Raw genomic sequence first — 12,876 nt, 5'->3', positions numbered from 1 at the left:
AGACGACAACAAAATTGTTCACCCAATCGCTGGTCAGTATACCAGAGGTGCTCAGTGGTCGCAGAATGTAATCAATCCATCCGTGGCACTTCCTACGTCAAATAGTACACTAAACTCCCCCTCAGATGAGTGCCGATAGTCTGTCATAGGCGGTATTCGGCTCGACAGCATGAACGGTGGATACACTTGAACACACATCTGTCGATGAGTCTGAAGCAGAGGGACATCTGCCTCTAGCTTTCAGCATAACCTTCAGCTCGTGGTCGATACAGCGGGCTACTGCTCACCGGGGGTTCGTAGTCGTCCGAGAGAAAGATACTGTCCTGTTCCGGATGAAAGTAGACTTCCAGAGCCCGAAGTGAACCGGCGTAGGCCGCAATCATCACGAGCACGAATCCGATCAAGCCGGGAAGGAGGAGTTCCGGTACCACTGTGCTACGTCTGCCGCATAAAGGATGCTAGTCAGTTTCCGTGACTCTGTGTGGTCATCTGGATACAGGTATTCGGAGCCTCTGGTGATTCCCTCGCCCGCACCGCCTCTCGGAGCCACTGCCGACGTGGCTGAGAGGTCCTGGGCCGTGTTGTCGGTCACGGACGACCCTGACTGGGAGTCGGTAGCACAGGCAACGCTGGATCAGGCTATCAGTGGTCGCAGATGATTTCCACATACCACTGTTAGGTCTCGCCGATACCGTCACCGTGGATATTGAGTTTGCCGACGCCCTGGACCTTGTACTCCTCTGGCGGTTCTTCGCCCATGTGGAGGTAGATATCCCGGATCTGCGCGATGAGGTGGGTAATCACGAGTTTGTGGAACTCGTCCTCGTAGTCAAAATCCGCACCGATATCTAGCGCAGGCATTGCGCAGACGATGAGGCTATCGTCCATTTCGCGGACGCGCCCAGCGCTGCCGTCGCTACCGTCCTGACACTCGTAACTCAAGGCCACATCGTCGATCTCATCGATACGGTTGTCCGGTGTAATAGTGAACGCCTTGTAGATACGCGCTGATTCGACCACGACGGACTCCCTGGGGTCCGAGGCATATTTCGCCGGGTCCTGTAACGCCTTGTAGTAATCCCGGAACTCACGGTGGAAGTCATCGAGTTGGTACGCTTTCAGTGCTTCTATTCCCCGCTTGATATGTTCCGGGTCCCACATCGGCTCCAAGATGTCTTCCTCGGGGAATTCTTGCTGGGCAGCGTACTTCGCTCGCTCCTGAACTTGAGATAAGATTCGCTGTTCTTCCTCAGTACGGTTGGCCCGTTCGTTGGGATAATCTTGCGTTGCGTGTTGGTCAATCGTTCCATCCCACTCTACAGAGATGACGTGACGATTGCCACGCTCATCGAACACCTCTATGCCGCAATCTTCGTCATCGTGACCGAGTAAGCTTGTTTCCATGATTTATGAGTACTTGTCGTGGGTATTGTCCACACTCTCAACTCCGCCCCCAGTACCACCAGACTGGTCACCAGATTGGACTCCACCGGTAACGGCATCGTATCCAATTTTGACGTCGCTGGCCCACATATCAGCTTTGGTGGTGACGGTATCGACGGTGTCGGTGAAGCGAGTGCGGACGCCGTCGGGCAGGCGCTTGGCGATACTATCACCGTAGCGCTCGACGCCTTTCTGGGTGGCCCAGCCTGCAGCGCCGCCAATGAGCGCGCCTGGAAGCCCGCCGACGGCGCCGCCAACGACTGTGCCGGCTGTCTTTGCCGCACCAGATTTGAGCACTTCAGCCGCCAGACTCTGGCCCACAGAGCCGTGTTTGCTGTTGTGTTCTAGGTCGCGCCAATGCCGTCGCCGACGATGTTGAGTTTCCCGATGCCTTCGACCCGGTATTCGGCTGGTGGGTCTTCGCCCATGTTGAGGTAGATGTCCCGTATCTGGGCCATCAAGTGTGACATAATCACGTCGGCGAATTCCTCTTCGTACTCGAACCCATCGGCGAATTCCAGTTCCGGCATCGCGAAGATGAGTTCCTTGTTGGGGTAGGAGGGAGGAGCGCCGATGCGGTGTTCACTGCCATCGGTGAGTTTGTAGTCGATAACTACGTCTGAAACCTCAAGGACTTCACCGTCATCGAAGTGGACGGCTAGGTTGACGATGATCGACTCTTCGTTGACGGGACTGTCGTTGATATACTGCATCGGGTTTCGAAGGGCGTCGTAGTACTCCCGGAAGTCCTCCAGGAACTCTTCCATGGGATAGTTGCTGAACGCTTCGATGCCGGCCTTGATGTGTTCTGGCCGCCACATCGGGCTCAGGATATCCGCGTCCGGGAACTCCTGTTGGGCGGCGAACCGTGCCCGAGCTTCGACCTGGGTCATTATTCGCTGTTCTTCGTCGGTTCGGTCTTCTGGTTCAAGTGGATAGTCTTGCGTACCGTGTTCTCGTATTTTACCATCCCATGAAATTGTGATAGCATGACGGTTTCCATTCTCATCATACACCTCGATTCCACAGTCCTTCTCATCGTGACCGAGTACTTCTGTTTGCATAATTATTCGAATTTGGTCTCGTTATTGGTTGCACTTCCAGAGCCATTAGAAGCCTCTTCGTAGGCAGTTCTGGCGTCAGCCATGCTCTCTTTGAATTCGGAGTAGGAGCCAACGGTCAGGTCTGAGACGGCAGAGACCGTGTTGGAAATGCCGTCCCGAATCCCTTTCTTGTTCATTTGCTCGCCAGCGAAGGTGATTGTGCCGGCAAGGGCGACAGTCCCGGCGGTGACAGCGAGACCACCAGAGAGTCCGAGTGCGGTGACGGCGGCACCGGCCACCGCGCCGCCAGCTGGCCCCATCATCTTCCCGAGGAGTTTGCGGCCCGACCCCATTGAATCCTGCTGCATATTTTGCTGGAGGAACTCCCCTCGCTCTTCGGCAGTGGCGTTTTCGAAGGCCGTGCCGAGTTGCTCTGGGTCGGTGTCGGCATCCATTTCTGTGAGGTCTGGCGGTGACGCTTGCCCACTGTCGTCTGCGCCTCCACCAGAACTCCCCGATTTCATTTCCGAGACTGGTGCCATTTTGTATGGCCCACTGGTTTGAGATGGATTCTCTGGCTGAGTAGTATCAGTCCCAGACTGCGAATCAGTACCGCCGCCCTCCGGAGCCACTGCCGACGTGGCTGAGAGGTCCTGGGCCGTGTTGTCGGTCACGGATGACCCTGACTGGGAGTCGGTAGCACCGCCCTCCATCGGGACAGTCGATGCGACAACGCCCGTTTGAGACGGTGGCGTCGGGCCTGAACCGCCGGTGCCGCCGGTGCCGCCGATGCCGACTGCACCGGTAACTTTGTTTTTGCCCGCGGACAGGCCTTTTGACACTTTACCGGCAGCGGCCCCTGCAGCACCGCCGAGGGAGCCGGCAAACATCATGAAGAGCTGCACGTTGCTTAGCAGGCACATCGCAGCGATTGCCATGGCCGGCATTGCCATCTGAATCAGTGGGTTCGGCCCGCTGGCGAAGACAGCCGTCGTCGTTCCGCCCGTGCCACCGCCACTGAACGTCGAGAGCGTTCTGGTGGTGAACTTCGTGCCGACAGCGAAGATCCCGGCAACGAGTATCCCGCCCGGAATCAACATTCCCGTGGCCTTGAACAGTTGCTCAGCGAGTTCTTTGGCGTACTTGAGCGGCCCGACGTCAGCCACCCAGAAGATGATTAACAGCGGGAACAGCCCGTAGGTGAGATACACCAGGACCTGCCGGGCGACCAGAACGACGAACAGCACAATCTGAGAGAGCACCACGACGAGCAAAATCCCGATTCCGTACAGCAACATCACGAACGACCCTACGGAGGTCTGTGCGACGGGATTGCTCGGCAAGCTAGCGTTCAGATTGACGCCTTTGAGGAACAGATCGATGCTCGCGTTGGATATCGAGAACGCCCACGCGAAGGCCCCGCGACTGAACAGTGTGCCAGATCCAGGCGGATTGACGATGAACAGCGAGAGCGTCGCTGCCAGCGCGCGTGACATGAACCGGTACGGGTCCATCTTCTCGTTGTCCGGGAACAACTGGAACAGTCCCAAATAGGACAGGCCGAAAATAGTCAACAACGAGAAGTATATCACCATCGAGAGGTCCCACATACTCTGGAACTGATCAAGCATCGACGGCTCTAGCTTCAGCATCTCGGAGAGAACGCTTGAAAACAGGATCTCGATGAGTTCGAACACTGCGTTGAACAGTTGCTCATTAATCCACTGGATGAGGCTCTCAAGCCCGACGTCAACGACCAGCAGCGGAGCTACGAATGGTACAGCCAGCACCTGGCCGTACGTTGACTCCATCTCCAGACGCTCTGGCCCCGACTCCGCCATCTAATTCACCTTTTCTCCTTCTCATATTAATATTTTCTATCTGGATATGAAATAATACGGTCAATCGGACGCCCCTCGCTGTGGTCGCGAGCCCGTTTCACTATCCGCCTCGGAATCATCCGGTTCAGCCTGTTGCGCGGATTGTGCTGTCGAGACATCCGTCAGTGATTGTGCGTTAGGCGACATCGTACTGGAAGACCTACCTGTGCCTGACTTTCCAGCTTTTCCACCCGGCTTGAAGCCGTTTTTCGCACGCTTTTTGACGCCCTTTTTGGCCTGTTTCATGCTCTTCTTTGCAGTCGCTTTGACGCCCTTCTTGACACCTTTCTTTGCCACCATTTTCCCGCCCTGTCCAGCGACTGATGCGGCAGCACTTGCACCACTTGTTGCAACCGCGGCACCAGCCTGTGCAATGCCTGTAACAGCAGTTCCGACGGCGCCCAACATCTGTGTCAGCATCAGGGTCGGGAGGACGAGAATCCCGATGATGATGACGGCCTTGATGAGGAAATTCAGCAGTACATCACCACCACCTGAGCTAGCGAACACACCGCCCTGGACTGGTGGTCCCTGCGCTGTTGGCTGGGTCGGTGGCGTCCCACCGGCGAATATCTGACTACTGCCACCGATGAGACCGAGTCCGACGGTAAATACGGCCGCTATGAGGACACCACCAGCCAACAGCATTACTGCAGTCTTGAACATCTTCGACGCGAGCTTATTCCCGTATTTCAGTGGCCCGTGGTCGACAACCCAGAGCAGGATGAGGACCGGGTACAACCCATATGTGACTAGAACTAACACCTGCCGTGCCACGAGCAGGACCAGCAAAATGATCTCAGCGAGAAGTATGACCTTGCCGATGAGGATACCCACTGCAAGCAACATAAATGGCCCGCTCAGCGCACCAGCGATTGTGCTACTCTGGAAGGAGATAGACGTACCAACTTGACTGAGATACCATGTGGAGAGATTATTCGTGACCACAAAGGCCCACGCAAATGCACCCTTCCCAAAGAGATTTGCGCCCCCTCCCGGTGGATTTACAATCCAGATTGATGTCGTTGCGGCGAGAGCGCGAACACCGAACCGATAGGGATCCGTCTTCTCTGTGCTGGGGAACAGCTGGAACGACCCAAAGACCGATACTGCATACACCAAAAGCAGTGCGAAATGTATAGTGATACTGATCTGATAGATAGATTCTAACTGCTGGAGGTGCGCAGGACTGATGCGGAGAAACTCATCTATGATATCTGCGAATAACTTCACGACGAGATCGAATACGGCGGCGAATACGCTATTGGCGAAGTCCCGAAAGGGATCCCTGAGACCGACGAGAGCGAGTGGGGCCGGCCGTCCGGTAGCGTCGGGGCCGACAGTGAGAAGCAACTGCGTGTGTTCTCGCACAGACTGGATTCGAAACGCGAGACTCATTGGTTTCCTCCGTTACAGAATTGTCGATACGCGTCGGCTGGACAGGGTCCCGTCATAACAGATCCATGATTAGTTTGAACCCAACGAAGTCGATCATCAGCAAAGGTGTGATGAGCAAAAAGAAGTCCTGAATATACTGTGCAAGTTGTCCGTGCGTCGAAAATCTACCATCAGGCAGAGAGTCATCAACCGCGGCCCCGCCGGCAAACGTTCCGCTGGAGGCACTATCGTACGTGCTGAAATCAGTCAGCAGTGTACTTGACCAGATTAACGCTGTTACCAATACTCCAAACAGCATTAATTTCGCGCTCACTTTGATGAATTTCTCACCCATAACATTGACACGCTTCCATGGCCCGACGTTCACGAGCTTGAATGCGAGTAAGAGCGGGAGCAACGCGTATGTCACGTAGATTATTAACATACGTAGGACAAGTATCAGTATCAGGCCGAGCCCGGCGATGAGCATAAGACCCACAGCAAGTACTCCCCAGTTGTAGCCGACGTACAGGCCGACCTCATCTATTATAGCCCGAGTAATAGTTACGCCAATACTGAGATCATACGATGTTTGATAATACAGCCCAGTGAGTGTGTGAGTGAAGGCAACAAAAAACGCTATTAACTCGCGTGAGATGAAAATCACTGCAAAGTACTTTGTCACTTTTTCGAGATGTAGCTGTAGGTCAGCCGAATCCGTTCCCGCGAAATATTGTGCCATCAAGAGGATGTATAGAAACGACAGGCCAGCCATTGCTACATATGCACTGAATGAGATTTCCCAGAGCGTATTCAATACGCTAACGTCCGCCGGGTTCGGGTAGAAAAGGAACATCTCATAACCGAGAGAAAATATCGCTGAAAGAGCATATAGAAGCCCCGAAACGACGTTCGTAAGGAACCATTCGATTCCGTTTTTGAATAGTTGGTACAGGTCGGGGATGCCCGGGAAGTCAATTTGAAGGAGCAACGCTGCAGGCACCACTGCATGAGTCACAGCAGCCTGCTTCATTGTCGGCTTCGGCCTTTTTTTGCTCCTGTCAGACGGCATTTCAAATATTCTACTCGTGTATTTAGATATTTATTCCACTAACCTAAAGGTTATTATATACTAGCTATTACTTCGTAGATATAGAGGACTGTCCCGTGAATACGGAGCGTACACTCATCTTGTTGCTGATTGCCATAGTCGTTCTAAATCTGAGCTGGACAGGCGCAGTCAATAATCGGGCTGGTTCGCTTGAAAATCGTGTTGAGACTGTTGAACAGGAGCAAGCGTCTATAGCCGTCTTTGCAGGTGCGAACCAATCACGCAGCGGTGCGACATCTGCCACGTCATCATTGTATGCGTACAACACGGGCAAAGGCAAAGCAACAGTCGTGCCAGCGGAGATAGAAGCTATCCCAGCAAGCGGTATCTATCTCGATGTGTCGCCGGTCGCACATACTGCTACGGTTCAACGCTCCATCGCGCGTGCCTGGTCAGTAGCCAACGCGAGTCAGTATCCACCACCATATGATGGAATTGTCATCCAGATCAAGCCCCCAGAGAGCTGGGATACTGTTGGTGGTGGGAGTGCTGCACTTTCGTTGGCATCTGGATTTGCCGCAACAAACCCTTGTGTTGAATTGAACAGAAGCGTCGCAATGACTGGTGGTTTGACGCGGTCTGGAACAGTCGTTGAAGTAAAACGCGTGCGTGAGAAGGCCATTGCAGCAAAAGAACGTGGTGTTACTGTATTTGCGGTTCCGCAGGGGCAAGCGGTAAATGTAGAAGGCATTAGAGTCGTCGAGGTTGCCACCTTTGGTGAAGCGGCCAACTATACTCTGGAACGTACTGCCGAATGCCCGACTGAGACGGCAAAATTAAACTAAGACTTCTAATATATGTTAATAAATACTTAATAGTCTAAGAAATCATTAGACTTATTTTATAGTAGATTTATCTGGATAATATGGCACAGTGGAGAGCTGGAATAGAGAGGATTGACATGAAACAAATATGCAAGGTCATGGTTCTGACCTTCGTGCTTCTTACCGTCTTCGCAAGTCCCGCCGCAGCACAGCCCGCACAGCAACAACAACTCAAAGATCAGATGAATCAGGTCGGCGATTTCCTCGCGATTGTCATCAGTGCGGTGGCAATTCCGAACGGCGCTTTCGGTGTGTTCCAGTACATGACAGCTGGGACTGACAGTGAACAGAGCGACAAGGGCCGGAAGCGAATCCGCAACTCCTTCATTGGCGTCGCTGGGGCCACCGCTGTGGTGACGGCGGTGCAGTTGTTGAACGCCCTCATTTAGGTGTGAAACAGCGGCCACATCGGTTTCAACAGCATGCATCGATTCGCACAGACCACAGGACTCATCCTTTTGGTGGTTTTCGCCCTGTCGTTACCTGCACAGGGGTCGCTATCAGGGGCGGAAGAGCGGGTTTTTCTCTCTGGGGATATCGATAAAGATCCAGATTCAGTGTCCGGTGACCTGAGTGATGGTGGGAAGACATTTGCGAAGATTGGCGACCTTACGTTTCGGACAAGTAAGCCACAGTACGAAATTAGCGACACCAAGCTGCATGAGTATCAACGTAATAGTTTATCTCGACTAGACACCAACGTGCGTCACTCACGGACCATGCCACAATCGGATCAACGAAACACTGCACTGATAAAAAATGCACACGTAACCCTACTTGGGATCTACGGTGGTGCACAACCTCAGTTCAGTTCTGGCTCGTCACCGATGTTCATTGGCGCCGACGGCACAGTCCTAAACCACGCGGATTATCGCGTCCCAGAAGACATTCCGAAAGACGACTGGTGTTCGGGCAAAAGTTACGATACTGCTGACTGGGATGTTGACAAAGACGGGAGAGACGAGGAAGTCTACCTCGATGGCTCCCAGACGTGCAAGAAGTATGAACTGCACACGAAGATGGATCGCTGGGTCACTGTCGATGGTAAGCGTATCTCTGGGGGAGATACGATTTCTTACAGCGGACTCTCGTCGAACTCGCCCCAGCAACTCACTGTTCATGCCGAAATCACAGTCAGAGTTGAGCGCATAACAGAAAAATACGACTGGGACCCACACGGTAGATATGGCGGTGGTCCATCTGACGGAAGCTGGGACCAATCACAGAGGGTTGATGATAGGTACCGGTTTGATCGCATCCAGGTTAGTGATAGTCAAGAAGTGGTTGTGACAGACGCGGGAGATATTGATGTGGAACAGACCGTTGTTGAAACCGAAGGTAATACGAAGCATCTTATTCTTGAGATACAAGGACCACGGAACGGACGAACTGTATCTCAATCGAAACTCGAAGACCGGAAGCTCTGGAGCTATCTGGCGATGGGTTCCGACCATTCAGTAGATGGTACGTGGCGGACGTATTCAACACGACAGTATGATTCAGTGACGTTATATGAACCAGATGGTGACGTTTCGACTGACCCGAGTCCGCCGCACGTTCCACAGACGCGGCTGGTTGGGATGGACAGAAAACCGACAGTGACAGCAGTGGGATTTAGCTCGGATAAGACTCAGGTTATCGGACATCAGGGGTACAATGTCGACGTTTCACAATCGCTCCACGCTAACGTGAAAATTACGCCAAGACAGCCAGTTGCATACGAACGCATTGTTATCACCGATGCGAAACAGCCTGTGACAGACCTAGTCACGATCCATGGACAACCGGTACCTGTCGATGTTGATACGCGAGTGGAGCGGCGCAAACCCAGTGTGACTATACGACAAGTCAACTCCGGGGATTCGTTGCAGATACATGTTGAGGACCCAAAGACAGGCCAGCCTATTTCAGGCCGTAAAGTGAATCTTCAAGGGGCAGTCCCGAAGTCACCTACTGCCTCAGGTAATGCTGTAACAGATGCAAACGGAAATGTGGAGGCCACCCGTGTAAACGCCTATGTTCAGGCCACTGTAGACCACGACGACTTTCAATCAATCTCAAACGGGGCATTCTATGACAAGTCATCAGCAGAGCGGACATTCATCCCGGACGTTATCTTATTATCTCGCCTCCATTCACTTGTACTAACACTAGCATTGATAACACCGCTTTTGTTCTTGTACGGTTACATCCGTCACTTTGGCTTCTTCGAGTGAGTCGTCTCAGATCATTACTCGTTCAGTTCGCACACGACTGAAAGAGGGGTTGCGTGTATATTCATTTACTGTCAGTTCATGCGCCGTACAGACTGTACAGACAATTATACGGTGTTCGGTGAGATCTGCTCCAGTGGATAGTGGCGCTTGGCTCGGAAAGAACTGCTCAGATCGCCGTGTGAGCGGCTGAGGCTTGTTGCTTCAAATCTGGTATCATTCCACCCTAGCTCAGAGGGCGCTTCAATACAGCAGTGGGATCTGCTGAAGAAGCTATCATTCGATATACGCGTGAAACAAACTGACAAACTCGGAGTTTGCTGAAGAGCGCTACTGTATAGGCAGTCGGGGGACAACAATACTTCGTCGGAGATATCACACTTTCACCGAGAAAGGGTCGCCACCAACGAAGACCATACCACTGGACTATCGGGGCCAGACAATGCCTCCGTGGGTATGTGCTGGCTGCCATCCGCTATAAGAAGGAGTCACCGGTGAAAGAATGAATGTGATAAGCGTTGCTTGAACTCTCGGAATTACTCCGTTCCGAGCCTGTATATCGACGAGGGGCCATCGCTATTATTGTCAGGAGAGAGCGCTGGAAGCGTTCATATTGAGAATCTGCTCGACTGCCTGCTCTTCGTGGTCCGGAATATCTCCCCAGTCAATAAGATCGTTATCGTACAAGAAAGCCCACACGTTCATATCACCATCTATGACGTGGTGCTCGAAGTCATTCGACATCACCCGCATTCGCATTTTCCCGGCATCAGACACGGAAAGAAGCGACTCAGAGTAGTCTGCCGAGTTCCCGGCTTGAGCTTGCAGCACGAAGTCCCGTTCGCGCGGTGTCAAGTCAAGGGCATCAATGGCCTCCTCGCCGATGTCTTGGTGTCGCATCAGTGCTCGAATGTCACACTGGTCGTAGATCTCTTTGGCCTTCGGATCAGTCATGAACTCGTCGACAGTTTGACTGATAAGCGTCAGACCACTTCCGTAATGGCGACTGTGCCGAGAAAACAGGTTCAGCATGTCCAGCGCCTGTTCGTGACCGAGCATATAGTGCGCCTCGTCGATCATCACGACCATCTTTCCAGTATTGGCCTTTGCCCGCTGGAAGAGCCAGTCGAGAACGATATGCATAATCAGCCCTTCGTTTGACCCATCAGCAACACTCGAAAGGTCAAACTGAACAACCCGGTCCTGCAGATGAACGTTTGTGTCTCCATTGAGATTTGCCCGCTGTCCTCCCTTTTTAAACTCCTCCAATCCAAGGAGAACACTTTGAGCATAGTCTGCGAGCCGTTCAGCTTGTTCGCGGTCCTCGATACTGGTTTCGGTATTGATTGTCGTGATCTCTGACTGAACGGTTTCTGGCACGTTGAGGAACTCACCGGGTGGTGAACCATTCGCCATTCGTGCAAGAACGTCTAACACGTCCTGAATTACAGGGCTTTGCTGGTTGTGCGTACTAACGTCTTTGGTAATCCCTCGCTCAAGGTATGCGTAGCGGATTGCACGGCGGAGCACGCCCTCTTCCTCTTTACTGAGCTCTCGTTTTCCCTGGAAGTGTGACTCGAACAATCCCATTACACTCCGGATTTTGTCGTCGTATGGGTCCCCTTCAACGTCATCAATATTATCGACCTGTTTGATATCGAGAGGGTTGATTCGTGACCGCCCGTCGATGGTCACGCGCTGCCCGTCCACAGCTTCGACAACATCACTGAAACCACCGACGGGGTCAATAATCAGGACTTCTGTCTCCGGATCCATCATCAGGCGCCGCCAGAGAGTAAGCTTGGCCAGATATGACTTTCCGGATCCAATTTTCCCAGATATTAACATATTATGCCCCGACTGTTCGAACCGGTCTACAACAATAGGAGCGTTTGTTGACATATGGAATCCCATCAGAACACCGGTCGATTCCACGACTGACCTATCAGTGAACGGGAACGCAGTACCCAATGCATCAAGATCCATGATCTGCGTGTTCCGGATCTGATCATTTGCTAATGGTGCCATCGACTGTTGTGCCTGAAGCTGCCGGTCGTAGAGTGTTGTCACCTTTGCGTTCACTTGTGAAAGAATCTGCTTGAGTTCCTGCGTGCCTTCCTTGAGGGTATCCTCGTCGTCAGCTAGAATCTCGAAATACACCCCGAAGTCGAATAGCTTCGTTGACCCCTCTGTTAGCCCCTCTCGGAGACGTTCAACGTGTTGCAACTGGTTCTCTTCTTCGATGGTGTTGAGCTTCCCGTCGCTCTTCTTCCGCCGGATCTGCGAGGTAAGCCGCGTTGCCCGAACATTGAGTTTCTGTTGCATCTTGTCAGAGTCGCGGGGAAAAATGTGATAGGACAAGCGGAGCTCGGTTCCATTGACTGACAGCCCGTTGGTGAACAGCTTATCCAGCCAGCCGGGGGCCACACGACTCGGGTAATCAGCGATGATAAGTGATCGAGCGTACTTTTCAGCTCCTTGGTCTCCGAGCCGTTTGATATAACTCTTTGATTCGATTATTCGCTCAGGAGACACAGCCAATCCGGCCGATTCAGAGCGCTCAATAGGATCATTGATTACCCCCGTCCGTCCGTTTTGATCGCTGTTTTGATCTCGTTTGACATTTTCAATATAATGTGACAGCTTTTCTTGAGTAATCGTTTCGTCTGACTGTTGTAGCCGGCGTGCGGCCTCAGTCACTACGTCGTCGTCGGCAGTATCGACTGAGGTCTTGGAGCCGTTGGAACCCAGCATTGAGGAAAGCGTGGTGCCTGCTGTTGCCGACTGTCTTCCATCCTGAGATAGAACCTCTGAAATAGCGATTCCAGCTGCCCCAAGTATCATAGCCCCGCCAAACAGCAATCCGAAAGATGGCCAGACGCCATACGTGTTGACCACCCACTCGAACCCGAACAGTGCATACACGGATTTCGTCATTGACGCGATGCCGCCAGTCTGGAACATTATCAGGTGTTGCATAGGAAA

The 12,876-nt window shown here is 52.8% G+C and carries 11 protein-coding genes; 3 read left to right on the top strand and 8 right to left on the bottom strand.

Annotation, left to right across the window (positions count from 1 at the left end):
• Positions 1 to 233: 233 nt before the first annotated feature.
• The 7 genes from SG26_RS22175 to SG26_RS01465 all read right to left on the bottom strand — a co-directional run bounded on the left by SG26_RS22175 (position 234) and on the right by SG26_RS01465 (position 6,815).
• Complete coding sequence (locus SG26_RS22175) at positions 234 to 431, bottom strand: hypothetical protein (protein WP_050036665.1); 198 nt, start codon at positions 429 to 431, stop codon at positions 234 to 236.
• Between the two features lie 244 nt (positions 432 to 675).
• Positions 676 to 1,404: a hypothetical protein gene (locus SG26_RS01490; RefSeq protein ID WP_050036664.1), complete on the bottom strand. Its 729-nt coding sequence runs from the start codon at positions 1,402 to 1,404 to the stop codon at positions 676 to 678.
• 3 nt (positions 1,405 to 1,407) lie between these two features.
• Positions 1,408 to 1,764 (bottom strand): hypothetical protein, encoded by a 357-nt coding sequence (locus tag SG26_RS01485; RefSeq protein ID WP_050036663.1) that lies wholly within the window; start codon positions 1,762 to 1,764, stop codon positions 1,408 to 1,410.
• A 23-nt stretch (positions 1,765 to 1,787) separates the two neighbouring features.
• Positions 1,788 to 2,336: a hypothetical protein gene (locus SG26_RS01480; protein WP_050036662.1), complete on the bottom strand. Its 549-nt coding sequence runs from the start codon at positions 2,334 to 2,336 to the stop codon at positions 1,788 to 1,790.
• Between the two features lie 173 nt (positions 2,337 to 2,509).
• Complete coding sequence (locus tag SG26_RS01475; RefSeq protein WP_050036661.1) at positions 2,510 to 4,327, bottom strand: hypothetical protein; 1,818 nt, start codon at positions 4,325 to 4,327, stop codon at positions 2,510 to 2,512.
• Between the two features lie 60 nt (positions 4,328 to 4,387).
• Positions 4,388 to 5,764: a hypothetical protein gene (locus SG26_RS01470; RefSeq protein WP_050036660.1), complete on the bottom strand. Its 1,377-nt coding sequence runs from the start codon at positions 5,762 to 5,764 to the stop codon at positions 4,388 to 4,390.
• A 52-nt stretch (positions 5,765 to 5,816) separates the two neighbouring features.
• The gene (locus SG26_RS01465) at positions 5,817 to 6,815 is read right to left on the bottom strand and encodes a hypothetical protein (protein WP_050036659.1); all 999 of its coding nucleotides are present in this window, start codon (positions 6,813 to 6,815) and stop codon (positions 5,817 to 5,819) included.
• 95 nt (positions 6,816 to 6,910) lie between these two features.
• Between SG26_RS01465 and SG26_RS20630 the strand changes: the two genes are divergently transcribed.
• The 3 genes from SG26_RS20630 to SG26_RS21035 all read left to right on the top strand — a co-directional run bounded on the left by SG26_RS20630 (position 6,911) and on the right by SG26_RS21035 (position 9,894).
• Positions 6,911 to 7,639 carry a S16 family serine protease gene (locus tag SG26_RS20630; RefSeq protein ID WP_014030623.1) on the top strand — a complete coding sequence of 243 codons (729 nt, stop codon included), beginning with the start codon at positions 6,911 to 6,913 and terminating at the stop codon, positions 7,637 to 7,639.
• 80 nt (positions 7,640 to 7,719) lie between these two features.
• Positions 7,720 to 8,067, top strand: a complete 348-nt coding sequence (locus SG26_RS01460; RefSeq protein ID WP_023842890.1) for a hypothetical protein — start codon at positions 7,720 to 7,722, stop codon at positions 8,065 to 8,067.
• Between the two features lie 330 nt (positions 8,068 to 8,397).
• Positions 8,398 to 9,894 (top strand): Ig-like domain-containing protein, encoded by a 1,497-nt coding sequence (locus tag SG26_RS21035; RefSeq protein ID WP_154020852.1) that lies wholly within the window; start codon positions 8,398 to 8,400, stop codon positions 9,892 to 9,894.
• Between the two features lie 582 nt (positions 9,895 to 10,476).
• Here SG26_RS21035 and SG26_RS01445 read toward each other — a convergent pair.
• Positions 10,477 to 12,870 carry a VirB4 family type IV secretion system protein gene (locus tag SG26_RS01445; protein ID WP_014030626.1) on the bottom strand — a complete coding sequence of 798 codons (2,394 nt, stop codon included), beginning with the start codon at positions 12,868 to 12,870 and terminating at the stop codon, positions 10,477 to 10,479.
• Positions 12,871 to 12,876: the final 6 nt, after the last annotated feature.

This window comes from Haloarcula sp. CBA1115, assembly GCF_000827835.1.
GTDB lineage: Archaea > Halobacteriota > Halobacteria > Halobacteriales > Haloarculaceae > Haloarcula > Haloarcula hispanica.
Note: the sequence above shows the minus strand (reverse complement) of the source record. Positions and strands in the feature narration are given on the sequence as shown.

Bases quoted from the DNA above. Each gene is read 5' to 3' on its own strand.
- SG26_RS01490 (WP_050036664.1), bottom strand. From the start codon at position 1,404: ATGGAAACAAGCTTACTCGGTCACGATGACGAAGATTGCGGCATAGAG.
- SG26_RS01480 (WP_050036662.1), bottom strand. From the start codon at position 2,336: ATGACCCAGGTCGAAGCTCGGGCACGGTTCGCCGCCCAACAGGAGTTC.
- SG26_RS01475 (WP_050036661.1), bottom strand. From the start codon at position 4,327: ATGGCGGAGTCGGGGCCAGAGCGTCTGGAGATGGAGTCAACGTACGGC.
- SG26_RS01470 (WP_050036660.1), bottom strand. From the start codon at position 5,764: ATGAGTCTCGCGTTTCGAATCCAGTCTGTGCGAGAACACACGCAGTTG.
- SG26_RS01465 (WP_050036659.1), bottom strand. From the start codon at position 6,815: ATGCCGTCTGACAGGAGCAAAAAAAGGCCGAAGCCGACAATGAAGCAG.
- SG26_RS01460 (WP_023842890.1), top strand. From the start codon at position 7,720: ATGGCACAGTGGAGAGCTGGAATAGAGAGGATTGACATGAAACAAATA.
- SG26_RS21035 (WP_154020852.1), top strand. From the start codon at position 8,398: ATGCCACAATCGGATCAACGAAACACTGCACTGATAAAAAATGCACAC.
- SG26_RS01445 (WP_014030626.1), bottom strand. From the start codon at position 12,870: ATGCAACACCTGATAATGTTCCAGACTGGCGGCATCGCGTCAATGACG.